The sequence below is a fragment of the Symbiobacterium turbinis genome (genome assembly GCF_055383075.1).
In genome coordinates, this window is the sequence record NZ_AP042433.1 from 3,341,467 (window position 1) to 3,366,376 (window position 24,910).

A 24,910-nucleotide genomic window follows, 5' to 3' on the forward strand; every position below is an offset into this window, starting at 1 on the left:
GTCAGCGGCCCGGGAGAAGAAATCCCAATACATTTGGGATACTATCCCCCAGAGGCAGCCATCCCCAAGAGAGAAGGGGCTTTTTTCATGCGCAAGGAGATACTCGTCACGGTCGACATCGATCAGACCCGCGCCGCCGTGCTGGAAGACGGCCAGCTGGTTGAACTCTACATCGAGCAGCCCGTTCACCAGCGCCTGGTGGGCAACATCTACAAGGGCAAGGTCGAGAACGTGCTGCCGGGCATGCAGGCAGCTTTTGTCGACATTGGCCTGGAACGCAACGCGTTCCTCTACGTGGACGACGCCCAGCCCGGCCGGGAGGACCCGGAAGGGGAGGAAGGCTCGCCCCGCGCCGGGAGGCGGCCGACGATCAAGGAGCTGGTGCGGACCGGTCAGGACATCCTCGTGCAGGTGGCCAAGGAGCCCATCGGCACCAAGGGGGCCCGGGTCACCCGCAACATCACCCTGCCGGGGCGCTTCCTGGTCCTGATGCCGCAGGTGGACTACATCGGGATCAGCCGGCGCATCACCGACGAGCAGGAGCGGGAGCGGCTGAAGCGGATCGCCCAGGCGGTCAAGCCCGAGGGCATGGGGCTGATCGTGCGCACGGTGGCGGAAGGCGCCGGCGAGGACGAGCTGGCCCACGACGCCGCGTTCCTGGCGCGCCACTGGCAGTAGATCGCGGCCCGGGCCCGGGAGGCGAAGGCGCCTGCGCTGGTTCACCACGACCAGGGCCTGATCCACCGGCTGGTGCGCGATGTGCTGGACGACACGGTGAGCCTGTTCCTGGTGGATCAGCGGGAGGCGTACGACACCGCCGCCGAGGTGGTGGAGCTGCACGCGCCGGCCCTGCGGGACCGGATCAAGCTGTACACCCGCGGCGACCAGACCCTCTTCGACTACTACGGCGTCGAGATGGAGATCGAGAAGGCCATGCGCAAGCGGGTCTGGCTGAAGAGCGGGGGCTACATCATCATCGACCAGACCGAGGCGCTGACCGCCATCGACGTCAACACCGGGAAGTTCGTGGGCTCCACCAACCTGGCCGATACCGTCTTCAAGACCAACCTGGAGGCCGCCCGGGAGATCGCCCGGCAGCTGCGCCTGCGGGACATCGGCGGCATCATCATCATCGACTTCATTGACATGGACCGGGCCGACCACCAGCAGCAGGTGATTCAGGCCCTGGAGGAGGAGCTGAAGCGGGACCGCACCCGGGCCAACATCCTGGGCCTCACCCAGCTGGGGTTGCTGGAGATGACCCGCAAGAAGTCGCGCCAGAACCTCGACGAGGCGCTCACCCGGCCCTGCCCCCACTGCGAGGGCAGGGGGAAGGTGTTCAGCGAGGAGACCATGGCCCACCGGGTGCGGGCGGAGATCCGGCGGATTATGAAGCAGTCCTCCAGCGAGGCCCTGCTGATGGAGGTGCACCCCACGGTGGCCGCCCTGCTCATCGGCCCCGGCGGGGCCAACCTGCGGGCCCTCGAGGAGGAGCTGGCCCGCACGATCTACATCCGCGGCAACAGCGCCATTCACCCGGAAACCTGGAGCCTGAAGGCCCTGGGCACCCGCGAGGAGGTGGAGGCCAAGGCCCTGCCGGTCTCCGCGGGCCAGGTGCTGCAGGTGCGCATCGACGAGCCCCACGCCACCAACGCGGCAGACGGCATCGCCCGGGTGGACGGCTACGTCATCGACGTGGCTGAGGCCGGTCACCTGGCGGGCCAGGTCGTGTCGGTGGAGATCGTGAAGGTGTTCCGCACCTACGCCAGGGGCCGGCTCATCGAGCGCTGACCTGCTTCCAGGCGAACATGGCATCCATCTCCCGCTCGGCGGCGGCGATCTCCGCCTGTTTCCGCTCCTCCGTCCACCCCAGCAGGGCGCCCATCTCGTCGGCCAGGGCCGGCAGGTAGGGGCGCCCGTTGTGCTTCGTGAAGAGCATGAGGTCGGTGCGCCGCCGCACGACGTCGAGCAGGTGTACGGCCATCTCGGCCTTCACCGCGTGGCGGGCCTGGGCCAGGCGCCAGCGCAGTTCCGGGTCGGGAGACGCGATGCTGCGGGCCTCGGCGGCCACCTGGGCCAGGGCGGCCCCGTACCGGTCGGCCAGCAGGTCCACCAGGTCGCCGGCCCCGCCGATCTCCGCGGCCAGCCGGCCCTTCAGTTGCTCGTCAGGCAGCCCGCCCTGCGCGCCGGGCAGCGGGGCCGTGCTGGCGGCCAGATGCGCGCTGCTCCGGGTGGCGGGGAAGACCTCGTTGACGATGTGGCTGGCCATGGAGCGGAAGGCGGTGAGCTTGCCGCCGCCCACGGTCACCAGCCCGGAGGGGCTGTGGAAGAGCTTGTAGTCGCGGGAGGCGGCCGAGGGGTCCGCCTCCTGTTCAGGTTTCAGGAGCGGCCGGAAGCCCGACCAGCCGGCGATGATGTCCTCGCTCGTCAGCCCCGTCTCCGGGAAGAGCCGGCGGGCGGCGTCCACCACGTAGTCCACGTCCTCAGGGGTGATGGAGAACGCGGCGGGGTCGCCGCTGTGGTCGGTGTCGGTGGTGCCGATGTAGGTGCAGTTGCCGGAGGGAACGGCGAACATCATGCGGCCGTCCCGGCCCCGCATGACCACCGCATGCTGAATGGGCAGCCGGCTGTGGGGCACCACCAGGTGGATTCCCTTGGTGAGGCGCAGCAGGGCAGGGGCGCCGGGATCATCCAGGCGGCGCACCGCGTCGGCCCACGGGCCGGCCGCGGCCACCACGCGGGACGCCCGCACGTCGAAGGTGCTGCCGGTGAGCTGGTCCTGCACCGTCGCACCGACGATCCGGCCGCTGCCGTCCTTCCGGAACGCGGTCAGGCGGACGTAGTTGGCCACCGCGGCCCCGTGGCCGGCGGCGGACTGGATCACCTCGAGGGTGAGGCGGCCGTCGTCGGTGCGGCAGTCCGCGTAGAGGGCCCCGCCCTTCAGCTGGTCGGCACGCAGCCAGGGCTCCCGCTCTCGCAGCGGTCCGGGTTTCAGCATCCTGTGCGGAATCGGGTTGCTCCTGCCGGCGAACCAGTCGTAGAGGGTCAGCCCGATGTGCAGCATCCAGAGCGGGTCGGGATCGCCCTCGTAGACCGGGAACAGGAAGGTGGTGGCCTTGACCAGGTGGGGGGCCATGACGAGCAGGTTCTGCCGCTCCACCACAGAATCCCGCACCAGGCGGAACTCGAAGTTCTTCAGGTAGCGCAGGCCGCCGTGGATGAGCTTGGTGGACCGGCTGCTGGTGGCGTAGGCGAAGTCGTTGGCCTCCACGAGACCGACCTTCAGCCCCCGCAGAGCGGCCTCGCGGGCGATGCCGGCACCGGTAATGCCGCCGCCGACCACGAGCAGATCGAAGGTCTCTGAGGCCAGGCGCTGGATCATGTCAGTTCGGTTCATGACGCACCCCCTCACGACAATGGAAAAAGGAGAGACCACAGGCGAACCGGAGGGGCCGCCGAGCGCGCGGCTCCTCCAGGCTGCCGATGGCTCTCCTTCTCTCCACCATCGAGCTTTCTAACCATATTGTAGCCGTTTGTTTTGCCATGGGTCAAGAGCTAGCTGACCCGCTTGGCCACCTGGCGCAGCTTCCCATCGATCAGCTCGACCGTGCGGTCGAACTGGTCCAGGAGGCGTGTGTCGTGGGTGACCATGATCAGGGCCGTCTCGCCCCGCACTTCCCGCAGCAGCTGCATGAGGTTCGCGCTGGAGTCGGGGTCCAGCGAAGCGGTGGGCTCATCGGCAAAGAGGATGGCCGGGCGGTTGACCAGGGCACGGGCCAGGGCGACCCGCTGGCGCTGCCCGCCCGAGAGCTCCGCCGGGAAGCGGTGTTCCAGCCCCCCGAGTCCCAGCCGCTCCACCAGGTTCCGGGCATAGGCCAGCGTGTCGCGGTTGGGCTTGTGGGCGGAGACGAAGATGTTCTCCATGACGGTGAGGTGCTTGACCAGGAAGTGCTGCTGGAAGACGAACCCGAAGTCCCGGGCACGCAGCCGGGCCCGCTCCTTGCTGCTCATCGCCTCCAGGGGCCGGCCGCGGAAGAGGACGCTGCCGCTGGCCGGCACCCGCAGTCCGGCGAGCAGGTAGAGCAGGGTGGACTTCCCCGAGCCCGACGGGCCGACGATGCACAGGCTCTTCCCCGCCTGCAGGCTGAGCGAGACCCCGTCCAGCACCCTCAGCCGCTGCGAGCCGTCCTTGTACTCATAGACCAGGTTCTTCGCTTCGAGCATCTCAGTTCCGCCCCTCAATCACGGAGATGTAGTCCAGCCGGGACAGCATGAGCGTCAGCACGATTGCCAACACCAGCGTGATCATCACCGGGCTGGGGAGTGTGTGCAGCACGATGGTCGGGTTGAAGACGGTGAAGGCCAGGCCCCGCGGGTCAAAGAACGACTGCTTGACCCACCAGAAGAGGCCCGTCGTGCAGGCCATGCCGAAGGCCCAGCCCAGGAAGAGCACGGCCGAGGTCTCGGTAAGGGCGCGCAGAATCACCCGCCCGAGCGGCTGGCCCAGGGCCAGGTATAGGGCGAACTCTGGCCGGCGCTGCGAGATGAAGATGTACGCCAGGAGCGTCGTCACCACCGTGTTGGTGATGGTGACGATGGCGGTCAGCAGGGCGAGGATCAGGCTGAACGCCCCCATCTCGTCCTGCAGCGTCTCGTCGAGCGACCGCTTCGTCAGCGCGCCGATCTTGTTCTCCACGGCGATCGCGCTCTCCAGCCAGGCGTCCACCTCTGCCCGCCGGTCCGGCCTGGCAAACACCGCATAGCCGGGAACGCCGTCGCCCTCGCGGTACGTCGTCGCCAGGGCGATGTAGGGGTCATCCCCCAGCAGCCCCACCACCTCGAAGCGCCCCCGTGGCGACTGGCCCTCGTTCACCTCGCTGCCCACGACGTCGCCCACCTGCCACCCCTTGCCGACGGCCATCTGGCGGGAGACGGCGATCTCACCCGCCGCGGCGGGCAGCCGCCCCTCCAGCACGGTCACGTTCAGGTCGCCGGCAAACTCCGCCAGGTCGCCGGCGTCCAGCGTGAAGAGCGGGACGCTGGTCGTGCCGACCAGGAGCGGCGCCTGGATCGTCAGCTGGCTCACGGGATAGACCGCGGTGACGTCCGGGTGCGACCGCATGGCCTCGACCTTCTCTTCCGGTATCCCTTCCGGCGTGAGGGCGTCGACCACTGAGAAGCGGGAGATGAAGGACTGGGCGAGCCGCACGTTTTCATCGACGCTGCTGATCATGCCGGCCACGAAGGCGATCACCAGCATGGAGAGGATCAGACCCGCCATTAAGGCGAGGCTTTTCCGCTTGTGGCGGAGGAAGTAGTGGCGTATGGAGAAAGGCTGGGGCACGGTCGTACTCCTCCTATCGCTTTGGCGTCCGTCTGCGGCGGAAATAGTAAATCGCGCCGGCCGCAGCGGCTACGCCGGCCACCGGCAGCGCCACGGCCCGCTCGTCGCAGGGGATCGAGTTCTCGCCCTCGTTGATGGTACAGCAGAAGTTGATCGTACAGTGGTAGAGCACCTGGCCTTCAAGCTCCTCGGCCAGCAGGTCCGGATCCCACGGTTCGTTGACCGGAAGGATCTTTCGGGTAACCGGACGCAGCGACAATCTGCTCTCCTCCTTCAACCGGGGCTCTTCACACGCTCCCCGCGGCGAGGCCGGCTTCCTGCAGGCGCCGGCGCACCCTGCGCATCGCCGCGAGGCGGCCCGTCAGTTTGTTGCCCAGCGCGGAGACCGCCCAGCTCCAGCCCGGTGCGCCCAGGCGAGCCGCTCGGTCAACCAGCGCTTCAACGAGCTGCGTGCCGAACGCTGCAAACGCCTCGTAGTACCCCTGCATGAAGATGACTTCGGCCACTTCCTGTTCCGTGACCGCCTCAGGGTCTCTGGCGGCACACCGCTCCAGCGCGCCGGTGAGGAAGTGGCTGTACCGCCGGTTCCGCAGGTCGACCCGCCAGTCATCGAGGTCGTCGACCATCTGGTCGATGACGGCGAACAGGTCCTGCGCCTCGTGGAGGGCGGCCAGCAGCGCCCGCTGCCCCGCCAGGGTCGCCAGGGCGGAGGTGATCAGCTTCGCGGGGGCGAAGATGCCGGCCGTGGTCTGGAAGAACTCCTCCCGGGGATACGGGATGGGGCGGCCGGTGTGGCGGCGCTCCCGGGCCATGGCGGCGTAGTAGCTCCGCCAGATCGCGGTGTGGTCGGCCCAGAACGGCGAGTCCGGCGGGAAGAGGCGCTGAAGCCGGCGGTTCGCCTCCTGCAGCAGCCACTGTGCAGCCAGCCAGTGCTCGCGGCGCGCCGCCACGTCGCCGTCGAGCAGCTGGTCAACGAGGATGACCTGGGAGAGGTAGATGCGGGCGATGATGCCCAGCTCCCGGAAGGCTGTCAGATCGACCTCGGGGAAGCAGCCGTGGAACAGGTAGGGGTAGAGCATGTAGCCGCCCTCGGTGGGGCCGGCGTTGGGCACCAGGTCCGGGCCGATCCCCATCGCCCGGAGTTCGCCCAGGACCTCCTCCCGGTACCGGCGCTCCACGATGTCGGGCTCCCGGGTGAGCCCCGCGGGTTCCAACCACTCACGCCACATGGCGCGCCACCTGCCTTCGCAGCATCGGCCTCAGCCACCTGTACAGCCGGCGGCCGACGTTTACCATCAGCACCGACCAGATCACGGCCTGGAACAGCGCCCCGGCGTCTTCACCGGTGAATCCTTCGGTCATCGCCCGTGCCACATTCCGCGGCAGTGTGTTGAGGAGGAGGCCCGACCAGCGAATCAGGCCCCAGGTGAAGGCGGCGATGAACGCCGCGTTGGCCAGCCCGTAGGCGGCGACGACCAGGCGCTGCACGGGGCCGTATGCGCGGAGGAAGCTGTCGCACACCCGGCCCAGGGTGATCCACTCCACCAACTGCCCCCAGCCGCGCCTGGCCAGGTTGACGATGCCGAAGAGGTGTGACAGCATCCAGTAGCCGTCGAAACGGAGGAAGGGCTGGAAGTTGTAGGCGACCGACAGGTCATTGCCCAGTGCGAGCAGGGCCGCCGGAATGCTCGGTTTCAACAAGTAAAAGCCCCACATGAGAGTGCCGGCCAGGAACTGAAAGTAGATGCCGCCGGCGCTGATGACGAAGCGCTGCTGACGGCTGCCTGCCCATATGTTGTCAACTTTCGTGTAGCAAATCGGGTAGATGATATGCAGGCCAACGCCGATCTCGCGCGCGTGCATGCGCACCGCGTGCGCCGCCGATGCGTGGCCCAGCTCGTGCAGGAGCCCGACGGCGAACGCGAGCGATCCCAGCACGGCCACCTGCATGGGGGTGACCACCGACCACGGGTTGTGGATGCGCTCGAGGAGCCCCATGTGGCGGATGGCTCCGTACGGCGCCAGGCGCACCGCGGCGGAGAGAAGCAGCAGCGGGACCACCCACCTCCGCCGGAAGAGGAAGGTCAGCCGGGTCGCCGCGGCGGCGAGTGCGGGGCCGCTGAACAGCGGCAGGCGAGCCTGGCCGAATCCGCGGCCGAGTGGAGGCTCGGGCATCTCTGAGGCCGCGACCCCCTCGATGAGCCCATGGGCGGCCAGCCACCGAATGACCTTCTCGGCCGCTTCCGTGGTCACGGGAGAATGCATGGCCTCGGCGGCGAGGCGCGCGAGCTCGGCCGGCGTGCGGGTGCCGTCCGCGTGGACGGCGACGTGGTAGAGAAGGGGCCTGACCAGCCACTCCCGGCCGGCAGGGCTCACCAGCCGGTAGGCAGGCAAGCCCTGGTGATCGAGCTGCTGCAGGGTGACACCCCGTGTCAGGGTCGGCCGTTCCATGGACCTCCCCCCTTTGCGGGAGCGGCGGACTTGCGGCGTGCCAGGGGCCGCCGCAAGCCCGTCGCTCCGGCTGCGGTCAGCGCTTGCCGGTGTTGTCGTCGCAGTAGTAGTTGATAAAGCAGCCGAAGAGGTCCTGCTCTTCCATCTCCTCAGCCAGCATGGCCTCCAGCGCCTCCAGGCTGAGGTTGTTCAGCTGCTGTTTGTTGGTCGAGTGCCCCCGACCCTCCATGTTGTCACCCCCCCTTCCGTGTGCGTCGAAGCGCGCGGCTGCGGTCGCCTAGTCCTTGTTGGTGCGACAGAAGTAATTGATGCCGCAGCCGAAGAGGTCCTGCTCTTCCATCTCCTCAGCCAGCATGGCCTCCAGCGCTTCGAGGCTCAGGTCGTTCAGGTGCCGCTTGCTGGTCAACTGCTCCCGGCCTTCCACGTTGTCACCTCCTCTCGTCTGAGCGGATGGCACAACTTGCGACGTTGCGCCGCACGGCGCCCGTCGCAAGGTTGTCGGCAGGACGGGCGGATTCAGACGCCGGAGTAGCCCAGCTCCTGGTGGATGGGCACGCCCTCCAGGTCGTCCAGCTGCGCAATCGCCTGTTCCACGTGGCCGCGAAACAGCTCCGCGAAGCCGTTGCAGTAGGAGCTGAAGAACTCATCATTGTGCTCCAAGGCATGGATCCCGCAGCCGCCGCCGCAGAAGAACATGTAGCGGCACTTCTGGCAGGCGGGGATGTTCAGGCTGTGACGCTCAAACCAGCGGCTGAGGCTCTCCTCATCCAGCTCCAGGCAGGGCCAGAAGCGCCCCACCCTGGCGGAGGGCACGCCGATGCCCTCCCAGCAGGTGTAGATGTCTCCGTCCGCCGAGAAGACGAACATGTTCAGGTGTGCGCCGCAGTATGCGGGTGTGAGCGCCGAGACCGGTTGCTCCGCGAGGAGCCGTGAGATCTTCGTTCGCACGACGCCGCCGGAAATGGCGACCACGTCGCGACCGTAGCGGGGGCGGTAGGCGGCGTTCATCTCCCTGACCAGCCGGATGACGGCTCGCTGTAGCCTGGTGGACTCCTGCTGTCCACCCTCCCCGCGGATGGGGGCGCAGTAGGGGTGGAACTGCCCGTGCCTGAGCCATCCGTACCGGTCGAACTCCGCCACCAGTTCCCGAATGGCCTCGCGGTTTTGCCAGCCCACGTTCATGCGCAGCGAGACCGCGACGCCTTGTTCCAGCGCCATGTCGATGTTGCGCTTGATCTGCCAGTACGTGCCCTGCCCGTTGCGGGCCCAGCGCTGCCGGTCGTGGACCTCTTGCGGGCCGTCGAGGGTGATCTGCACCCACTCCAGCTTCCCGGGGCCCAGGTAGTCCCGGTAGTGGTGCAGTTCGGTGCCGTTGGTCACGGCCTCGTACCGGTAGCCGAGTTCCGCTCCCTTCCGGAAGAAGTGCTCGAGCACCGGGCGGTTCTCCGCGAGCAGCGGCTCGCCGCCGAACAGCAGGATGCGATCGACCCTGGCCCCCCGGCGGGCCTGCAGTTCAGCCATCGCCGCGAAGGCGGCGTCCACCATCCGGGTATCCACCGACGGCGTGTCCGCCCCGTCGGTGCGCAGGAAGTTCTGGAAGCAGTAGTCGCACCCGAGGTTGCACTTGATGGTGGGCATCAGTATGAAGCTGGCGCTGCGCATGGCCTTCTCGCGCAGGCGGCGGCCGATGCGGATGGCGGTTTCCCGTTCTTCCTCGACGGTCTTCTCCGTGATGTAGCCGCGGCGCATCATGTCGGCCAGGTCCTGCTCCGAGAAGAGGTCCCACCGCATGGCCCGCATGTTCCGCGCCCACTCGTTGCTGACCCGGTCGACTGCGCCCGAGATGCCGTGGACCAGAACGGTTTCACCCGTGCGCTCCATGGGGACAAAGATGACGTAGCTGCTGAGCCTCATCACATCAGCCTCCATCAGGCATAACCATCCCGATGGCTATGTTTTATATTACAATTAGTTTAGACAGAATGTCCAGATCAGTCGGGCGACTCTGAATCGACCGATCGGGGGTTATCAACCTCCGGCGTCGTCCCCCGGAGCCTAGCGCAGAAACTTGGCCCGGAACCAGGTGATGGCGGCCGAGACCAGCGCCAGGCCGATGGCCAGATTGACGGCGATGGGCGCCCACTGGCCGGGGCCCGGGGAGAAGGAGGGGGCGAGGACGGCATCCAGGAAGAACCGCGCATTCAGGATGGGCAGCCAGCTCAGCGCCTGCTGCAGCGCGTCGGGCAGCCTGTCGAATGGCAGCATGAGCACGAGGAGCAGCCCCATGATGACGCCGGTGCCGACCTGTTCCACCTGCTTCACGGTGGCGGAAAATGTCGAGATCATGACGGCCACGGCCGCGAAGAGCAGCGCCGTCATGAGCGCCACCCCGGTCACCACGGCGAGCCGGCCGGGTTCGATCAGCGCGGGGATGTTGCGTGCGGCCAGGTAGGTGATGGCGAGGGTCGTGAGCAGGGAGAAGCCCACTGAGACGGCCGCCTTGGTGGCCAGCACGAGGCGCAGGTCCAGCGGCGTCACCGCCATGGCCGTGAGCGTGCCCGTCTCCCGTTCATGCACGATTGAGAGGCTCGTGTTCATGACGGTGATGATGTAGATATTGAACAGGAGGAAGAGGTTGACCAGGCTGGGGCTGTCGGGGAAGAGCAGAAAGATGACGAATGCGGCGGTAACGGGGCTCAGGAGCAGCACGATCAGGGTCGGGCTTGCAAAGACCTTCGTGACCTCCAGGGAGAGGCTGCGCACGACGATGTTCACGGACCGTTCACCACCCGAATGTAGACCTCTTCCAATGAAGGACCGGCGGCATGCACCTCTTTAATCCCCTGCGCATCAGGGTCCCGGCTGAGCAACTGGCGCAGTGCGGTCCACACCTGGGCCGGGGCGCCGGCCAGCTGCGCGGAGTCGCCCGAATGGTGGACGACCCGCAGACCCAGCTGCGCGGCCTCGTCCAGCACGGGCTTCGGGTTGCCCCGCACCTTCAGCACCAGCTCGCTGGCAAACTGATCCCGCAGCTCGGAGACGGATCCCATCACGGCGATCCGGCCGTCCTTGATGATGGCGACCCGCGAGCAGAGCTGCTCCACCTCCTGCATGATGTGGCTGATGAGGAGCAGGGTCTTGCCGGACCGGTACAGGTCGGCGAGGATGCCCCGCACCTCCTGGGCCACGTCGGGATCCAGGCCCGTGGTGGGCTCGTCGAGGATGATCAGCTCCGGGTTGTGGATGATGGCTCGTGCGATGGCGGTCCGCTGCTTGAGCCCCTTGGAGAGGTGGCGGACCTTCTTGTTGCGGTGCGGCCCCAGGCCGAACTGTTCGATGACCTCGTCAACCCGGGAGCGGGGCGCGCCGAAGGAGGCGGCGGCGTACTGCAGGTTGCCGACCACCGTGATCTCATCGTAGAGGTTGGCGCTGTCGAAGACGACGCCGATGCGGCGGTACAGCTCACGCGGCATCCGGGTGACCCTCTGGCCGAACAGGCTGATCGAGCCGCCGTCGGCCTGTGTGAGGCACAGGAGCATGCGCGCGATCGTGGTCTTGCCCGCGCCGTTGGGGCCCAGCAGGCCGAAGCACTCGCCCGGCCTGACCTCGAGGCTGACCCCCTTCACGGCCTCGACGGCGCCGTAAGCCTTTCGTACATCCTGCAGGCGAATCACTGCATCAACACCGCCCTCACGTGTTCCTTGCGGATCATGACGTTCAGGAAGGCGCGCACGTCTTCCGCAACCGCTTCGGGTTCGACGCCGTATTCCTCGGCAAACAGGTCGATGAGCTCCGCCAGGGTCGGATGGTCCTCCATGGCCATCCAGAGGAAGGAACCCGCGGCGTTCAGCCGGTAGGTGCAGAGGTAGTCGGGCTCGCGGCAGATGATCTCCACCAGGCCGTCGTCGGGGTTCTGCCGCCAGACCCGGAGCATGGGCATGCACCTGACGCGGTCCGCCGGCAGTTCGGGCGGAATCTGTCCGATGAAGAAGTTCTCTCTGCTCCGGTGAATGGAGCCGTCATCCAACATGACGATCCTCCTTCCACGGTGCCTGCTCATTCATCTTGCTGAGGGCCGCCTCGTAGTACAGATTGCGAATCTCGGCGGCCGACAGGTTGGGCGTGTCCATGACCGGCGTGATGAAGTTGTACTTGTGCCACCTGGTGTGGTGAATCTTCAGGCCGAGCAGCTCGGCCTGCACGTACAGGTCGGTGCCGGGCAGCGGGGTCGCCACGGAGAAGTCGGTGCGGACCTGGTTTTCGTACTTGGCCAGCTTCCGCAGCTCGGCCGCAAACTCGATCGTGTCCCGGATCGTGTCCCGGGTGTCGGTCGGGTGGCCGATGATGATGCTGCAGGCCACCTTCATCCCGGCCTCCACGGCGAGCTTCACCGCGCGTTCTGTCTTGGCCCGCGACGTGAACTTCTTGATGTCCCGCAGCACCTGGTCGTTGCCCGATTCCACGCCAAACTGGACGCTGTAGCACCCGGCCCGCGCCATGGCCTCGAGCACATCGGGGTCCACGGTGTCCACCCGGCTCTCGCAGCTCCACTCGACCTTGAAGGGCAGCGCTTCCAGGGCCTTCGACACCTCGACGGCGCGGCGCCGGTTGGCGGTGAACAGGTCGTCGGCGATGAAGAACCTGGTGATGCCGTGCTGTTCTTTCAGATGCACGACCTCTGCGATGAAATTGTCGGTGCTGCGGGCCCGGTACTTCCGGTCGGAGAGCGGGCCGGCGGCGCAGAAGATGCAGTGGCAGGGGCAGCCCCGGGCGCTGAGGATGACGCCGGGCGTCGGGTAGTTGCTCAGGTCCACCAGATGCCGGGCCGGCAGCGGCAGGGCGTCCAGGTCGGTGATCAGGGGGGCCCTGGAGTTGACCACCGGCTCTCCGTCCCGCTTGTAGCCGATGCCCCGCAGCTCCTCGACCCTGCCCTTGCCCCGCAGCAGGCATTCGGCCAGATCGCCCATCGTGTACTCGGCCTCGCCGCCCACCACGTAGTCGACGCAGGGCTCCAGCAGGGTCTCACGCATCATGGCGCTCACGTGGGGTCCGCCGAAGACGATGGGGAGCTTCGGGTCGTCCCGCTTGATCGCCGCGGCGATCTCGAGCGCATTCTCGTACCCGATGGTGCAGCAGCCGAACCCGACCAGGGCGGGGCTGAACGTGTTCAGCAGCTCGGCCAGCTCACGGCGGGTGCCGTAGGCCTGATCCCAGACGCGCACCTCGAACCCGCGCTGCTCCAGGGCAGCGGCCACATACAGAAGGCCGATGGGCGGCACGGGGTTCAGCACCCCTCTCAGGTCGCGGTCCATCAAGTTGAAGTAGGCGGGCATCGGGAAGATGAACAGGATTCGATTACCCAACGGACTCCCTCCCCAGGACGTTGTGGATGAGCCGGAAGTACCAGGTCAGCCCGGCCTGAAGCCACCTGGTCACCGCCTGGGCGGCCGGGTGCCGCAGCGCCTGCTCGACGGCGGCACGGCGGGCCAGCGCCGCTCCACGCCTCCTCGTGGCCAGCAGCTGCTGCCGCTCCAGCTGCGTGAGCAGTTCCCGGATGTCGGCCTGCGCCCGGGCCGGGTCCACACCGAAGGCGCGGGCGTACTGTGCGGCGATCTCTTCCAGCCCGTCCCCCCTGAGCAGCGCAGCGATGATCAGCAGGCTGGCCTGGTTCAGCGAGAAGGTGCGATCGAGCCTGGTGTCGACCAATTTATCCCCTTCGAGGCGCACCCCGGCGCCCAGCTGCCACCGAGGGTTCGCCATGCTACCGCCCGCCCCGCACCCGGATGAACAGGGCAGCCACCGCGGCTGCGCTCGCGCCCAGAATCAAGTTCCCGCTGGCCACCAGCAGGAAAACGCCGATCGCGGACAGGATCAGTCCGATGATCCCCATGGGGCTCCACCCTCTGCGCACGCCGCTACTCCTCCAACCCGAGCAGTTTCACCAGTCCGTCGATGTCGGTTCCGGCCTCCTCGGCGGCGTGGGCGAACAGCTGCCGGCGCCACAGACACTCCTCGGATGCGGGCGGCCCGGTGAACCTGCCGTTCTGGAAGTAGGCGAGAGCGCGGCAGCCGCCGCCGCAGAGGTGCCTGATCTTGCACTGGCTGCAGACCTCGCAGTCGTTCTTGGAGAGCGCCCGCAGCATCTGATGCAGCGGCGAGTGGTTCCAGATGTCGAAGAGCGGCTGCTTCCGGATGTTGCCCGTGACCAGCTCGGGGCGTTCCATCAGCGTGCAGGGCACGGTGTCGCCGTTGGGCAGGAGGGCGAGGCTCCCCCGAATCGCCGGACAGAGGTCGGGGTATTCCCGGCCGTTCTGCGAGAGCGCGGCCGGAGCCGCATATTCATCCAGCTCCCCCACGAGGATCTCGGTTTCGGTGAGGCGCCTCTTGAAGAGCCACTTCTTGAACTCGGCGACCTCCTCAGGGCCGAGGAGCACGTCGCTGTCGGCGGCCCGCCCCTGGTCGATCGCCTCCTGCATGGCGATGCGCCCCACCCCCAGCTGCTTGGCCAGCTCGACCATCGCGTCCAGTTCATGCTTGTTCTGCCGGGTAACCACCACGTTGAGGTAAACCGGCAGTCCGTGCGCGACCATGCGCCGGACGGCTGCGGTGGCGCGGCGGAAGGTGCCGTTGCCGCGGATGGCGTCGTTGGTCTGCGGGGAGGCGCCGTCGAGGCTGACGTAAATCTCCTTGATGCCCAGTTCCCTGAGGCGTTCACAGGCCTCGTCGTCGATCAGCAGCCCGTTCGTCAGCACGGTGACGCTGAAGTGCCGGCGCGCGTAGGCCAGGAGGTCCCAGATGCGGGGGTGGTAGAAGGGCTCTCCGCCGCTGATGGTCACCTCGAAGGCGCCCATGGCCTTCAGCTGATCCATGAAATCCGTCAGCTCTTCGAATGTAAGTTCGTCCTGCATTTCTGGGCCGGAAGAGTTATAACAATGGATGCATCGCAGGTTGCACCGCTTGGAAAGGTGAATGTGGGCCGATTCCAGGGGCACGCCCCTGCGGCTGTTGATGACGGGCAGCTCGTCGGGCGTCTCTTCGATGTAGCCCAGGGCCTGGAGCTGGTCCAGCAGTTCGCTGACGTCGAGGGCCACCTGCTGCTCCTCGTCGGTCTCCCAGAGCCGCATGCAGGTGCGGACGATCTCGCGTGAACTCCGTGAACCGTCGCAGAGACCAACCACGTTGGCGGCCGTTTTGTTCAGCCACCGTCGGGTGTTGGCCTTGATGTCGATCAGCAGGCCTCCATAGGAAGTCTCCTTGAAGGCCACGTGGCTTGCGAGTCTCCAGGCCATGTCACCGCCTCGCTTCCACAAAGAAATCGCTGAGAAAAAGTATCGAAAACGGGGGGGCTCCAGATTAGCAGTACTTGGCGAAGACAGCCGAGGCGATGATCGCGACGCCCGTGATGATGGGCGCCACATCGGCCGGGTCGGCCTTGTCAGCTTCGGTGTCGGTGTTGTCCAGGATCAGCGCGGGCTTCTCATAGGGCTTCTTCATCAGCTCCTTCTCCATGGTCAGCACCCCCTTTCATGGCGGAGTGATCTGAATGGACCTTGAACACAGACGCCCCCCCGATTCCGACAGCTAATCGGCCGCGCAGACCTTGCCAGAGCAGCCAGCCATCGGTGGGCCCTGTCGCGGCCGTGCGAAACGGAACCAGATTGAGACCTGCGGTGAGCAGGTGCAAGAAGATGTAGTACATCGCCCACGTGCCCAACCTGGGGTGGAGGGCAAGCAGAGTGCCGGCGAGCAGAAGGTTGGCCGCCGCCCCGCCCAGCATCATGCGCACCCATCGGGGCGACCCGGCCGCAGGCTCAGGGGAGAACCGGATCCGCACCGTGGCCATGCCTGGGGTCGTGGTAATGGCGCTGATCCGCACCCCCGGGCCTGCAGCCGCCCAGTGCCCCAGCTCGTGCAGGATCCCCGATGAGAGCACGCTGCCCAGGATGTGCAGAGACTCGCCCACCGAGGCGCCCCCGGGGTTGAACACGATGCGGGTAAGGGTGAGCAGGCCGGCCGAAAAGAGAGAGAAGGGCAGGAACACGAGCACGAGGGCAGTCAGCACACGCCAGGTCGCGGTGCCTTCGGGCACGGAGAAGAGCCGGAACCTCATGAGCGGCGCACCCTCAGGGTCATCCGCATCAGCGCCCGCCACGGAATAATGGCGTCGGTACGATTCATGTAGTCGCGATACTGATCGCCGAAGATTTCAATGCACCGCTGCTCTTCCACCCGGGCATGGATGAAAGCGAGGTAGATGTGCAGGCAGGCCGCTGAAACCAGGGCGACCTGCAGGGCGGTGAGCAGGGCGAGCCCGTAGAGCATCAGGATCTGGCCGAGGTAGGTCGGGTGGCGCAGAATGCTGTAGATGCCCGTATCCACCAGCTGCTCCCGGCGCTCGGTCTTGAACTTGGGCTTGGACCACCAGCGATCGGATGACAGGGTGCGCACGCCGATCCAGGTGATCAGCACGCCCGCAGCCACGAGAACGGCGCCCAGCCAGAATCCCCAGCGAGGCACGCCGATGGCGTTGGTTCCCCAGGAACGGAGAACGTGCAGGTACTTGGCAAAGAAGGGCACGAAGCCCAGGAAGATCAGGAAGTTGCCCGCGTAGTACCCCATCCGGTCTCCCATCCGCCTGGCCAGCGACTGACCGAGCCGGTAGATCACGGCAAGCTCCAGCAGGCCGCCGAGGGCGATGAGGGCAAAGAGGACGGAGATGTCCAGGATCATGGCTCTCACTCCTTGTCGCTCCTGGCAGATTGTCCACCCGACGGGCGAGGTCTTCATGCGGCGCAGGATCACCAGGAGGAAAATGACTGTGTTGAGCGATTTTACGCTCTATTTTGTAAACACGCAATACTCCGTCTTAATTTTATCTCAGGGCGAAACCCCAGGCCCGTGCATTGACACATGTGGCCAACGCGTGCTAACATTACATGTCGCCTCCGCGCGGCCGCCGGAGTGAGCTCCGGGGCCAGTGGTGGCAACCGCACGGGGCGGGTTCCGCAAAACGCCGAGAGGCGTACCTGGCCGCCGGCGAGTCTACATCATCGGAGGTGTTCCGTTTGACCTACGCGATCGTGGAGACGGGTGGCAAGCAGTACCGCGTGCAGGAGGGTGACACCCTGCAGGTCGAGAAGCTGGCGGCCGGCGAGGGCGAGAGCGTCGTCTTCGACAAGGTTCTGGCGATCAGTCGCGACGGCCAGGTGACCGTCGGCACTCCGTACCTGGAGGGCGCAAAGGTGACCGCCAAGGTCACCGCACACGGCAAGGCGCCGAAGATCATCGTCTTCAAGTACCGGGCCAAGAAGAACTACCGGAAGAAGACCGGCCACCGGCAGCCGTTCACCGCGGTGACCATCGAATCCATCGAGGGGTAGTCCGGTGATCACGGTTCGGGTGGGCCGGGCGGAAGACGGCTCGGTGGTCTCGCTGGTGACCGAGGGGCACGCGGGCTACGCCGACCCCGGGGAGGACATCGTCTGCGCCGGGGTGACTGCGCTGGTGGTCACGGCGCTCATCGGGCTGAAGCGCGTCGCGGGGCACCCGCACGAGGGACGGGCCGTCAGCGGCCGGGCCTGGTGCAGGCTGCTGCCGGGCGGTACGCCTGAGTCCCGCCTGAAGGCCCAGGCCATCCTGGAGACCACGGTACTCGGACTGAAGGATATTGCGAAGGATTATGAGGATTTTGTCCGCGTGACGGAGGGAGGCTGACCCATGTTTCTTCAGCTTTTTGCGAGCAAGAAGGGCGTCGGTTCGACCAAGAACGGTCGTGACTCCAACCCAAAGTATCTGGGCGTGAAGAAGGGCGACGGCTCGATCGTCACCGTCGGTCAGATCATCGTGCGCCAGCGGGGCACCAAGATTCATCCCGGTGCGAACGTCGGCCGCGGCAAGGACGACACCCTGTTCGCGCTGGCGGACGGCATCGTGCGGTTCGGCCGCAAGGGCGCCAACCGGAAGCAGGTTTCGGTCGTGCCCATTCAGGTGGCCGTCGAGGCGTAAGGTGGATGACGGAGGCCCCAGCACCCGACGGTGCTGGGGCCTCTTCCACGGCGCTGCCGGTACATAGGGGCCGGCAGGCGGGCGAAGGCTAGCGACGAGAAACCGGTCTGGGACGTGATGCCATGTTCGTGGATGTCACCCGCATTTATGTGAAGGGCGGCGACGGCGGCCGGGGCTCCAACTCGGTGCGCCGGGAGAAGTTCGTGCCGCAGGGCGGCCCCTGGGGCGGCGACGGCGGCCGCGGCGGCGACGTCGTGTTCGTCGTCGACCCGGGGCTGAACACCCTGATCGACTTCAAGTATCAGAAGCACTTCAAGGCCCAGCGGGGTGAGCACGGTAAGTCAAAGGGCATGCACGGCCGCAAGGGCGAGGACCTGGTGGTCAAGGTGCCCCCGGGGACGGTGGTGAAGGACGACGACACAGGCGAGGTGCTCTTCGACCTGGTGGAGCCCGGCCAGCGCGCGGTGGTGGCGCGCGGGGGCCGCGGCGGGCGGGGCAACATGCGCTTCGCCACCCCCACCAACAAGTGCCCCACCTTCTACGAGAAGGGCGAGCCCGGCGAGGAGCGCTGGCTGCTCCTGGAACTGAAGGTGGTGGCCGACGTGGGGCTGGTCGGCTTCCCCAACGCCGGCAAGTCCACCTTCCTCTCCGCCGTCAGCGCGGCCCGGCCGAAGATCGCCAACTACCCGTTCACCACCCTGACGCCCGTCCTCGGGGTCGTCGACCTGGGCGAGGGGCGTTCGTTCGTCATCGCCGACATCCCCGGCCTCATCGAGGGCGCGCACCAGGGGGTGGGCCTCGGCCACGAGTTCCTGCGCCACGTGGAGCGGACGAAGGCGCTGATTCACGTGCTGGACGGCGCCGGCACCGAGGGGCGCGACCCGCTGGACGACTTCGAGGTCATCCAGAACGAGCTGCGCCTCTACAACCCGGAGCTGGCCGAGCGGCCGACCCTCGTGGCCTTCAACAAGATGGACCTGCCCGACGCGCAGGAGAACCTGCCGCGGGTCCGCGAGGCCCTGGAAGCGCGGGGCTACCGCGTCTTCCCGATCTCCGGCGCCACGCGGGAGGGCTTCCGCCCGCTCCTCTCGGCGGCGTACGACCTGATCGGGCAGTGGGTGCCGCCCGAGCCCGAGGAGCCCGAGGTTGAGAAGGTCTACCGCCCGAAGGAAGAGGGCTGGCGGGTCTACCGCCACGGCGGGCTCTGGCATGTGGAGGGCGAGGAGATCGAGCGGCTGGTGGCCATGACGATGTGGGAGAACGACGAGGCCGTCGCCCGTTTCCTCCGTATCCTCAGGCTGAAGGGCGTGGAACAGGCCCTGCGGGAGGCCGGCGCCGAGGACGGCGACACGGTGCGGATATGCGATATTGAGTTTGAGCTGATGGCTGACCCCGTCTGACCGGCCGGGTCTGCCTGCGCGGGAGGAGAGGAGATTCCCATGGAGCTCAGGGGCAAGCAGAAGCGCTTCCTGCGGGCGATGGGCGTGACGATGGATCCCATTCTGACCATCGGCAAGGAGGGCGTGACGGAGAACGTCATCCGCCAGGCCGACGGGGCGCTCACGGCCCGGGAGCTGATCAAGGGCCGGGTGCTGCAGACCGCCCCGGCGGAGCCCGCAGCCGTGGCGGCGGAGGTGGCCGAGCGCACCGGCGCCGCCCTGGTGCAGGTGCTCGGCCGGAACTTCCTGCTGTACCGGCGGAGCCCGAAGGAGCCCCGGATCACCTTGCCGGACTGACGGGGGGCGATTGCATGGCGCGCGTCGCCATCCTCGGCGGCACCTTCGACCCCATCCACCTGGGGCATCTGGCCGCCGCCCAGGGTGTGCTGCACCTGACCGACGTGGAGCAGGTCGTCTTCCTGCCCAACCGGCAGCCGCCGCACAAGGAGGGGCTGCCGGTGACCCCGGCGGAGCACCGGGCCGAGATGGTGCGGCTGGCCATTGCCGACAACCCCCGCTTCGCCTTTTCGGACCTGGAGCTGCGCCGCCCCGGCCCGTCGTACACCATCGAGACGGTCCGGGCGCTGGCGGCGGAGCGGCCCGACTGGGAGGCGGCCTTCATCGTCGGCCTGGACAGCCTGTTGCAGATCCGCACCTGGCGGGAGTGGGAGACCCTGCTGAGGAGCATCGACTTGTTCGCGGTCACCAGGCCCGGGTACGACCTGGCCGCGGCGCACCGGCTGCTGGCGGAGCTGGGGCCGCGCCTTTCCGCGCGCGTGCGGCTCCTGGAGATTCCGGGCGTCGCCGTCGCCTCTGCCGACCTGCGCCGCCTGGCAGCCGCGGGGTACCCGCTCCGCTACCTGGTCCCCGACCCGGTGGCCCGGTACATCGCCGCGAACGGACTCTACCGGCGGGGCGAGGCCGATGGCTGACTGGAACGCGCTGGAGGCCCTGCTGCGGCAGCAGGTGACCGGGGAGCGGCTGGCGCACACGTACCGGGTGCTGGAGTTCGCCCGCCGGCTGGGGCGGATCCACGGCGCCGACGAGGCCCGGGTGGCGGTGGCGGCCCTGATGCACGACTACGCCAAGCCGCTGTCCCCTGAGGCGCTGCTCCGGGAGGCGGAGCGGCTGCGACTCGCCATACACCCGGTGGAACGGGCCGAGCCGCACCTCCTGCACGGCCCCGTGGCGGCCGGTCTCCTGGCCGAGCAGGGGCTGGTGACCGACCGTGAGGTGCTGCAGGCCATCGCCACCCACACCACCGGCCGGGCGGGGATGAGCCTCCTGGAGAAGGTGCTGTTCGTCGCGGACTACGCGGAGCCCGGCCGCCGCTTCCCCGGCGCGGAAGCGGTGCGCGCCGCGGCGGAGGAGGATCTGGACCGGGCCCTGCTGCAGGGGCTCGACAACTCGCTGGTCTACCTGGTCGGGCGGGGATGGCTGATCCACCCCGCATCGGTGGAGGCGCGGAACTGGCTGCTGCAAAGGAGGCATGGGCCCGGATGAGGTGGGCCAGGTGGGTCGCCCTGATCGCAGTGCTGCTGCTGACCGCCGGCGCCGTCTACGTGGTGGCCTCTCTGCGCACGGCGGTGGACCGGAGCTACGTACCCCACACCCCCGACGCGGCCCCCGAGATGCGGGCGGCGCCGGTTCAGCCCGGCGAGCGCATCAACGTCCTCGTGATGGCCCTCGACCGGGAGGCGGTCAGGACCGACGTGCTGATCCTGTTCTCGCTGGACCTGGAGGAGAAGCGCATCGGCGCCATCCAGATCCCGCGCGATACCCGGGCTTTCCTGGCCGGGGAGGGCACCATCGAGAAGGTGAACCACGCGTACGCCTACGGGGTGCGCGACGGCGACCCCGCCTTTCCGCCCAACCTCCGCGCCCTGAAGACCGTCGAAGGGCTGCTGGGCGTGCGCATCCACCACACGGTCGTCGTTGACATGGAGGCCTTCGTGCGGGCGATCGACGAGATCGGCGGGGTGGAGGTCGACATTCCTTTCAAGATGGAATATGACGACCCATATCAGGACCTGCATATCCATTTTGAGCCTGGACGACAAGTACTTAACGGGCAGCAGGCCCTTGAATATGTGCGCTGGCGGCATAACAATGATGGTACAGGGTATCCCGACGAGGACCTGGGCCGGATTCGCACCCAGCAGGCGTTCATGCGGACGGTGCTGGCGAAGGTGACCAGCCCGGGCAACCTCGTGAGGTTGCCCTCGCTGGCGCAGACCCTGGCGGGCTACGTGGAGTCCACCATCGAGCCCTCCCGCCTGCCGGGCCTGGTGTCGCTGTTCGCGGGCCTGGAGCCGGGTGCGGTGGAGATGACCACGCTGCCGGGCGTGAGCGCCAGCCTGTACGACGAGGGGTTCGGCCAGTACGTCAGCTACTACCTGCATGACCCGGTGGAGACCCGCCGGCTGGTGGACCGGCTCGTGAACGGCATCGACCCCGGTGAGGCGGCCGCCATCCGGGTGGAGGTGGCGGCAGGGGCCGACGACCCCCGGGCCGGGGCCATCATCAGCCGCATGGCCGAGCAGGGGTTTCAGGTCAGCCGCACCGCGCCGCCGGACAGCCCGCCTCCCGCCGTGCGGGTGGTGCCCGCCGGGCCGGACGGGGCAGGGGGGCTCCTGGTGGCCCGGTCGCTGATGGCGCAGGGCTACCCCGTGGATATGGTCTCGGAAGTGGCCGAGGCCACCGGCGTGGTGCGTGTGCTGCTTCCCGCTCCGTAGGCAGGAACCTGTGGATGCAGGGCGAATACGGTGACCTATCGATAGACAATTGGCACGAAAGGGGAATGCCGGATTGACTGATTCCGCCGAGTTGGCCCAGTGGGCTGCCATCGCTGCAGAGGAAAAGAAGGCCCGGGAGGTCCGCATTCTGGACATTCGCGGCATCACTGTGGTGGCCGACTACTTCGTCATCTGCTCGGGCACCAGCGGAACCCATGTGCGGGCGATTGCCGATCACGTGGAGGAGCAGCTCGAGCGCCGGGGGTACAGGCCTCACCATGTGGAGGGCTACCGCGGCGGCCGGTGGGTGCTGCTCGACTTCGGTGAGCTGGTCATCCATGTGATGCAGGAGGATGAGCGCTCTTTCTACAACCTGGAGCGGCTTTGGGGCGACGCGGTGGAGGTTGCGGTCAGAACTCCGGCTGCCGGATAGGATCGTTGGGGATTTGAGGGACGGCGAGAGGCCGTCCCTTTTTTCGTACACACTATATGTCACAGTCGAGGACGGTGAAGGGGGCGGAGGAGGATGCGGCGGCGTTGGCGGTATGTCTTGTTCACCCTTCTGGCGCTCTTCGTCATCGCCGGTGCCGGCATCGCCGTATTCGTCGTGCAGGCCATCGCCGGTGCGCCTGAACTGAGCCAGATCAACTGGGCGACCAGCACGGTCATCTACGATCGCGACGGAAACGAGGTCTTCCTCCTGCACAGCGGCGAGAACCGCACCCCGGTCAGGATCAGCCAGATTCCGGAGCACGTGCAGAAGGCCTTCATCGCCGTGGAGGACCCGCGCTTCCGGTCGCACTTCGGCATCGACCTGCGCGGCCTTGCCCGGGCCGCCTGGCGCACGGGCCTCTACCTGCTCAATCTGCCGGGCGGCCGGGTGGAGGGCGGCTCCACCATCAGCCAGCAGCTGGCCCGCAGCGGCTGGCTCACGCAGGAAGTGACCCTCCGGCGGAAGCTGCAGGAGGCCTGGATCGCCATCCAGCTGGAGCGGAAGTTCTCGAAGGACCAGATTCTGGAGATGTACCTCAACCAGATCTACTTCGGCCAGGGCGCCTACGGCATCCAGGCGGCGGCCCGGACCTTCTTCGGCAAGGACGTCGGCGACCTGAACATCGCGGAGGCCGCCCAGCTGGCCGGCATGGTCAACGGGCCTTCCATCTACGACCCGTACCTGGACATGGAGAGCTCCCTGGCCCGGCGCGAGGTGGTGCTGGAGGCGATGCTGCGTGAGGGGGTGATCACCCAGGCGGAGTACGAGGAAGCCATGGCGTTCCGGCCCACCCTGGTGAACACCTTCACGGCGGACGAGCGGCCCCGGGAGGGCAACGACTTCATCGACTACGTCATCAGCATCCTCACCGACGCGCAGCCCGGCCTGGCGGAGCGGTACGGGATCCGGCTACGGGACCCGCAGTCGGTGGCCCGGGCGGGCCTGAAGGTGTACACCACCCTGGACTCAAAGCTGCAGACCCTGGTGGAGCAGGCGGTCGTCGAGCAGATGGCGGCCGCGGACGAGGCCTACGGCATCGCGGCGGAGGGGCCTCGCCCCGAGGCCGCGGCGGTGGTGATGAACCCCCGCACCGGCGAGGTGCTGGCCCTGGTGGGCGGCCGCACCCGGGAGGGGATGCTGGAGTTCAACCGGGCGACGGACGCCCTCAGGCAGCCGGGCTCGGCGATCAAGCCCATCGTGGCCTACCTGCCGGCGCTGGAGGCCGGGCTGTCGCCGGCGACCATCCTCGACGACGCGCCCGTGCGGCTCTCCAACGACGGCACCACGGTGTGGCCGCAGAACTACGACTTTCGGTACCAGGGGCTGAAGCCCGCCCGCTGGGGCGTGGAGCAGTCGGTGAACCCCATGGCCGTGCGGGCGATGCAGCTGGGCGGCGGGCCGTGGGAGGGGGCCGCGCTGGCCCGGAAGCTGGGGCTGACGACGATCCTGCCGGAGGACGAGAACCTGGCCCTGGCCCTGGGGGGCATCCAGAAGGGCGTGACCGTGCTGGACCTCACGGCGGCCTTCGGCGCGATCGCCAACATGGGGGTGAAGGTCGACCCGGTGGTCATCACCAAGATCGTTGACCCCACCGGCGAGGTGCTGTTCGAGGCCCGCCCGCGGCAGGAGCGGGTGGTCAGCCCCGGCGCCGCGTACCTGATGATCGACATGATGAAGGACGTCGTCCGCAGGGGCACCGCCTACGCCTTCACGGGCGGCTTCCGCGGCTGGCCCGCGGCCGGCAAGACGGGCACGACCGAGGAAAACCGCGACGCCTGGTTCATCGGCTTCACGCCCGACCTCGTCACCGCGGTCTGGAACGGCTACGACGACCCCGACAACCACCTGCCCTGGACCGGGGCGTACGTGCCGGTGCAGATCTGGAACCGCATCATGACGCAGGCCGTCACCGAGCCTCCGGAGGACTGGCCGCGCCCGGCGGAGGTGGTGGACGTCACGGTCTGCCGGCTGACGGGCATGCTGCCCGACGCCAACTGCCCCCCCGACCAGGTGGTGCAGGAGCTGTTCCTGGCGGGGCACGAGCCCCGGGGCCCCGGCAACCTGCTGGTGAAGGCGAAGGCGGTGCAGGTCACCGTGCCCGCGCAGGACGGCCGGCCCGCCTACACCCAGTGGCAGCTGTGGCAGCCGGGGTGCTCCGGCAAGCCGGTGGAGCGGCTGTTCATCCGCCGGCCCGAGCCGCTGGTGCGCCACCCCACCGAACCGTGGAACCCCCGCTACCTGCCGTCCGACTGGGCCGACGAGCTGCCCACCGTCACCTGCCAGCCCAGCCAGCCTCGGACCCTCTGGAACTGGCTGACGCTGCCCGGCGACTGGTGGGGGCCGCGGGACGGCGACGATCGGCCGGACGTTGATGGCACGCCGGACGTCGACGCGGTGGAGGAACCGCTGTGGTAAGCGTGGAAGTCACCTCCTGGCGGCCCCG

General features: G+C 67.7%; 29 protein-coding genes, 1 pseudogene and 1 other annotated feature. Of the genes and pseudogenes, 11 read left to right on the forward strand and 19 right to left on the reverse strand.

Annotated elements, in window-relative coordinates; genetic code table 11:
* The first annotated feature begins 87 nt into the window (after window positions 1-87).
* Window positions 88-1,791 (forward strand): annotated as a pseudogene (locus ACZ45O_RS16145) (Rne/Rng family ribonuclease).
* On the opposite strand, the gene ACZ45O_RS16150 reads toward ACZ45O_RS16145, so the two are convergent.
* From ACZ45O_RS16150 to ACZ45O_RS16240, 19 genes are all read right to left on the reverse strand, one after another.
* On the reverse strand, window positions 1,778-3,397 hold the full coding sequence (locus tag ACZ45O_RS16150; protein WP_464854397.1) for a glycerol-3-phosphate dehydrogenase/oxidase: 1,620 nt from the start codon (window positions 3,395-3,397) through the stop codon (window positions 1,778-1,780). The pseudogene ACZ45O_RS16145 and the gene ACZ45O_RS16150 overlap by 14 nt on opposite strands.
* A gap of 158 nt (window positions 3,398-3,555) precedes the next feature.
* Window positions 3,556-4,224 (reverse strand): ABC transporter ATP-binding protein, encoded by a 669-nt coding sequence (locus tag ACZ45O_RS16155; protein WP_464854398.1) that lies wholly within the window; start codon window positions 4,222-4,224, stop codon window positions 3,556-3,558.
* 1 nt (window position 4,225) lies between these two features.
* Window positions 4,226-5,281, reverse strand: coding sequence for an ABC transporter permease (locus ACZ45O_RS16160; protein ID WP_464854399.1), 1,056 nt, complete (start codon window positions 5,279-5,281; stop codon window positions 4,226-4,228).
* Window positions 5,282-5,357: 76 nt separating this feature from the next.
* On the reverse strand, window positions 5,358-5,603 hold the full coding sequence (locus tag ACZ45O_RS16165) for a hypothetical protein (RefSeq protein ID WP_464854400.1): 246 nt from the start codon (window positions 5,601-5,603) through the stop codon (window positions 5,358-5,360).
* Between the two features lie 28 nt (window positions 5,604-5,631).
* Window positions 5,632-6,573: a hypothetical protein gene (locus ACZ45O_RS16170; protein WP_464854402.1), complete on the reverse strand. Its 942-nt coding sequence runs from the start codon at window positions 6,571-6,573 to the stop codon at window positions 5,632-5,634.
* Window positions 6,563-7,795, reverse strand: coding sequence for a zinc metalloprotease (locus ACZ45O_RS16175; protein WP_464854404.1), 1,233 nt, complete (start codon window positions 7,793-7,795; stop codon window positions 6,563-6,565). The genes ACZ45O_RS16170 and ACZ45O_RS16175 overlap by 11 nt, the downstream gene beginning before the upstream one ends.
* Window positions 7,796-7,871: 76 nt before the next feature.
* On the reverse strand, window positions 7,872-8,024 hold the full coding sequence (locus tag ACZ45O_RS16180) for a hypothetical protein (protein WP_464854406.1): 153 nt from the start codon (window positions 8,022-8,024) through the stop codon (window positions 7,872-7,874).
* Between the two features lie 48 nt (window positions 8,025-8,072).
* Window positions 8,073-8,219, reverse strand: coding sequence for a hypothetical protein (locus ACZ45O_RS16185; protein WP_464854407.1), 147 nt, complete (start codon window positions 8,217-8,219; stop codon window positions 8,073-8,075).
* A gap of 92 nt (window positions 8,220-8,311) precedes the next feature.
* Complete coding sequence (locus tag ACZ45O_RS16190; RefSeq protein ID WP_464854409.1) at window positions 8,312-9,709, reverse strand: radical SAM protein; 1,398 nt, start codon at window positions 9,707-9,709, stop codon at window positions 8,312-8,314.
* 141 nt (window positions 9,710-9,850) lie between these two features.
* Complete coding sequence (locus ACZ45O_RS16195) at window positions 9,851-10,570, reverse strand: ABC transporter permease (protein ID WP_464854411.1); 720 nt, start codon at window positions 10,568-10,570, stop codon at window positions 9,851-9,853.
* Window positions 10,567-11,469 carry an ABC transporter ATP-binding protein gene (locus tag ACZ45O_RS16200; RefSeq protein ID WP_464854413.1) on the reverse strand — a complete coding sequence of 301 codons (903 nt, stop codon included), beginning with the start codon at window positions 11,467-11,469 and terminating at the stop codon, window positions 10,567-10,569. The genes ACZ45O_RS16195 and ACZ45O_RS16200 overlap by 4 nt, the downstream gene beginning before the upstream one ends.
* A complete protein-coding gene (locus tag ACZ45O_RS16205; RefSeq protein WP_464854415.1) occupies window positions 11,466-11,825 on the reverse strand; it encodes a PqqD family protein in 360 nt (119 codons plus the stop codon). Before ACZ45O_RS16205 ends, ACZ45O_RS16200 begins: the two co-directional genes overlap by 4 nt.
* The gene (locus tag ACZ45O_RS16210) at window positions 11,815-13,158 is read right to left on the reverse strand and encodes a B12-binding domain-containing radical SAM protein (protein ID WP_464854416.1); all 1,344 of its coding nucleotides are present in this window, start codon (window positions 13,156-13,158) and stop codon (window positions 11,815-11,817) included. Before ACZ45O_RS16210 ends, ACZ45O_RS16205 begins: the two co-directional genes overlap by 11 nt.
* Complete coding sequence (locus ACZ45O_RS16215) at window positions 13,151-13,555, reverse strand: PqqD family protein (RefSeq protein WP_464854418.1); 405 nt, start codon at window positions 13,553-13,555, stop codon at window positions 13,151-13,153. Before ACZ45O_RS16215 ends, ACZ45O_RS16210 begins: the two co-directional genes overlap by 8 nt.
* Before the next feature lies 1 nt (window position 13,556).
* Window positions 13,557-13,706: a hypothetical protein gene (locus ACZ45O_RS16220; RefSeq protein ID WP_464854420.1), complete on the reverse strand. Its 150-nt coding sequence runs from the start codon at window positions 13,704-13,706 to the stop codon at window positions 13,557-13,559.
* A 4-nt stretch (window positions 13,707-13,710) separates the two neighbouring features.
* Window positions 13,711-15,084: a PqqD family peptide modification chaperone gene (locus ACZ45O_RS16225; RefSeq protein WP_464854421.1), complete on the reverse strand. Its 1,374-nt coding sequence runs from the start codon at window positions 15,082-15,084 to the stop codon at window positions 13,711-13,713.
* A gap of 64 nt (window positions 15,085-15,148) precedes the next feature.
* Window positions 15,149-15,304, reverse strand: coding sequence for a hypothetical protein (locus tag ACZ45O_RS16230; RefSeq protein ID WP_464854422.1), 156 nt, complete (start codon window positions 15,302-15,304; stop codon window positions 15,149-15,151).
* Complete coding sequence (locus ACZ45O_RS16235) at window positions 15,273-15,905, reverse strand: hypothetical protein (RefSeq protein ID WP_464854423.1); 633 nt, start codon at window positions 15,903-15,905, stop codon at window positions 15,273-15,275. Before ACZ45O_RS16235 ends, ACZ45O_RS16230 begins: the two co-directional genes overlap by 32 nt.
* Window positions 15,902-16,525 (reverse strand): methyltransferase family protein, encoded by a 624-nt coding sequence (locus ACZ45O_RS16240; protein ID WP_464857813.1) that lies wholly within the window; start codon window positions 16,523-16,525, stop codon window positions 15,902-15,904. The genes ACZ45O_RS16235 and ACZ45O_RS16240 overlap by 4 nt, the downstream gene beginning before the upstream one ends.
* Before the next feature lie 245 nt (window positions 16,526-16,770).
* Window positions 16,771-16,849: a sequence feature (ribosomal protein L21 leader region), on the forward strand.
* An 11-nt stretch (window positions 16,850-16,860) separates the two neighbouring features.
* Between ACZ45O_RS16240 and rplU the strand changes: the two genes are divergently transcribed.
* From rplU to ACZ45O_RS16290, 10 genes are all read left to right on the forward strand, one after another.
* Window positions 16,861-17,175 (forward strand): 50S ribosomal protein L21, encoded by a 315-nt coding sequence (gene rplU, locus ACZ45O_RS16245; protein ID WP_464854425.1) that lies wholly within the window; start codon window positions 16,861-16,863, stop codon window positions 17,173-17,175.
* A gap of 4 nt (window positions 17,176-17,179) precedes the next feature.
* Window positions 17,180-17,509 carry a ribosomal-processing cysteine protease Prp gene (locus ACZ45O_RS16250; protein WP_464854426.1) on the forward strand — a complete coding sequence of 110 codons (330 nt, stop codon included), beginning with the start codon at window positions 17,180-17,182 and terminating at the stop codon, window positions 17,507-17,509.
* A 3-nt stretch (window positions 17,510-17,512) separates the two neighbouring features.
* Window positions 17,513-17,800 (forward strand): 50S ribosomal protein L27, encoded by a 288-nt coding sequence (rpmA, locus tag ACZ45O_RS16255; RefSeq protein ID WP_464854428.1) that lies wholly within the window; start codon window positions 17,513-17,515, stop codon window positions 17,798-17,800.
* Window positions 17,801-17,922: 122 nt separating this feature from the next.
* Complete coding sequence (gene obgE, locus ACZ45O_RS16260; protein WP_464854429.1) at window positions 17,923-19,200, forward strand: GTPase ObgE; 1,278 nt, start codon at window positions 17,923-17,925, stop codon at window positions 19,198-19,200.
* Between the two features lie 39 nt (window positions 19,201-19,239).
* Window positions 19,240-19,536, forward strand: coding sequence for a YhbY family RNA-binding protein (locus tag ACZ45O_RS16265; RefSeq protein WP_464854430.1), 297 nt, complete (start codon window positions 19,240-19,242; stop codon window positions 19,534-19,536).
* Window positions 19,537-19,550: 14 nt separating this feature from the next.
* Window positions 19,551-20,171 carry a nicotinate-nucleotide adenylyltransferase gene (nadD, locus tag ACZ45O_RS16270; RefSeq protein ID WP_464854432.1) on the forward strand — a complete coding sequence of 207 codons (621 nt, stop codon included), beginning with the start codon at window positions 19,551-19,553 and terminating at the stop codon, window positions 20,169-20,171.
* Window positions 20,164-20,742, forward strand: coding sequence for a bis(5'-nucleosyl)-tetraphosphatase (symmetrical) YqeK (gene yqeK, locus ACZ45O_RS16275; RefSeq protein ID WP_464854434.1), 579 nt, complete (start codon window positions 20,164-20,166; stop codon window positions 20,740-20,742). The genes nadD and yqeK overlap by 8 nt, the downstream gene beginning before the upstream one ends.
* Entirely contained in the window at window positions 20,739-21,974 is a 1,236-nt protein-coding gene (locus ACZ45O_RS16280) for an LCP family protein (RefSeq protein ID WP_464854436.1), read from the forward strand. The genes yqeK and ACZ45O_RS16280 overlap by 4 nt, the downstream gene beginning before the upstream one ends.
* A gap of 91 nt (window positions 21,975-22,065) precedes the next feature.
* Window positions 22,066-22,407, forward strand: a complete 342-nt coding sequence (gene rsfS / locus ACZ45O_RS16285) for a ribosome silencing factor (protein ID WP_464854438.1) — start codon at window positions 22,066-22,068, stop codon at window positions 22,405-22,407.
* 93 nt (window positions 22,408-22,500) lie between these two features.
* Entirely contained in the window at window positions 22,501-24,882 is a 2,382-nt protein-coding gene (locus ACZ45O_RS16290) for a transglycosylase domain-containing protein (RefSeq protein WP_464854440.1), read from the forward strand.
* Window positions 24,883-24,910 lie beyond the last annotated feature (28 nt).

What these genes read in the sequence shown, in the direction of transcription:
- ACZ45O_RS16150 (WP_464854397.1), bottom strand. Translation starts at nt 3,397, where the DNA reads ATGAACCGAACTGACATGATCCAGCGCCTGGCCTCAGAGACCTTCGAT.
- ACZ45O_RS16155 (WP_464854398.1), bottom strand. Translation starts at nt 4,224, where the DNA reads ATGCTCGAAGCGAAGAACCTGGTCTATGAGTACAAGGACGGCTCGCAG.
- ACZ45O_RS16160 (WP_464854399.1), bottom strand. Translation starts at nt 5,281, where the DNA reads ATGGCGGGTCTGATCCTCTCCATGCTGGTGATCGCCTTCGTGGCCGGC.
- ACZ45O_RS16170 (WP_464854402.1), bottom strand. Translation starts at nt 6,573, where the DNA reads ATGTGGCGTGAGTGGTTGGAACCCGCGGGGCTCACCCGGGAGCCCGAC.
- ACZ45O_RS16175 (WP_464854404.1), bottom strand. Translation starts at nt 7,795, where the DNA reads ATGGAACGGCCGACCCTGACACGGGGTGTCACCCTGCAGCAGCTCGAT.
- ACZ45O_RS16180 (WP_464854406.1), bottom strand. Translation starts at nt 8,024, where the DNA reads ATGGAGGGTCGGGGGCACTCGACCAACAAACAGCAGCTGAACAACCTC.
- ACZ45O_RS16190 (WP_464854409.1), bottom strand. Translation starts at nt 9,709, where the DNA reads ATGAGGCTCAGCAGCTACGTCATCTTTGTCCCCATGGAGCGCACGGGT.
- ACZ45O_RS16205 (WP_464854415.1), bottom strand. Translation starts at nt 11,825, where the DNA reads ATGTTGGATGACGGCTCCATTCACCGGAGCAGAGAGAACTTCTTCATC.
- ACZ45O_RS16215 (WP_464854418.1), bottom strand. Translation starts at nt 13,555, where the DNA reads ATGGCGAACCCTCGGTGGCAGCTGGGCGCCGGGGTGCGCCTCGAAGGG.
- ACZ45O_RS16225 (WP_464854421.1), bottom strand. Translation starts at nt 15,084, where the DNA reads ATGGCCTGGAGACTCGCAAGCCACGTGGCCTTCAAGGAGACTTCCTAT.
- ACZ45O_RS16230 (WP_464854422.1), bottom strand. Translation starts at nt 15,304, where the DNA reads ATGGAGAAGGAGCTGATGAAGAAGCCCTATGAGAAGCCCGCGCTGATC.
- ACZ45O_RS16235 (WP_464854423.1), bottom strand. Translation starts at nt 15,905, where the DNA reads ATGAGGTTCCGGCTCTTCTCCGTGCCCGAAGGCACCGCGACCTGGCGT.
- ACZ45O_RS16240 (WP_464857813.1), bottom strand. Translation starts at nt 16,525, where the DNA reads ATGATCCTGGACATCTCCGTCCTCTTTGCCCTCATCGCCCTCGGCGGC.
- rpmA (WP_464854428.1), top strand. Translation starts at nt 17,513, where the DNA reads ATGTTTCTTCAGCTTTTTGCGAGCAAGAAGGGCGTCGGTTCGACCAAG.
- obgE (WP_464854429.1), top strand. Translation starts at nt 17,923, where the DNA reads ATGTTCGTGGATGTCACCCGCATTTATGTGAAGGGCGGCGACGGCGGC.
- ACZ45O_RS16265 (WP_464854430.1), top strand. Translation starts at nt 19,240, where the DNA reads ATGGAGCTCAGGGGCAAGCAGAAGCGCTTCCTGCGGGCGATGGGCGTG.
- nadD (WP_464854432.1), top strand. Translation starts at nt 19,551, where the DNA reads ATGGCGCGCGTCGCCATCCTCGGCGGCACCTTCGACCCCATCCACCTG.
- yqeK (WP_464854434.1), top strand. Translation starts at nt 20,164, where the DNA reads ATGGCTGACTGGAACGCGCTGGAGGCCCTGCTGCGGCAGCAGGTGACC.
- ACZ45O_RS16280 (WP_464854436.1), top strand. Translation starts at nt 20,739, where the DNA reads ATGAGGTGGGCCAGGTGGGTCGCCCTGATCGCAGTGCTGCTGCTGACC.
- ACZ45O_RS16290 (WP_464854440.1), top strand. Translation starts at nt 22,501, where the DNA reads ATGCGGCGGCGTTGGCGGTATGTCTTGTTCACCCTTCTGGCGCTCTTC.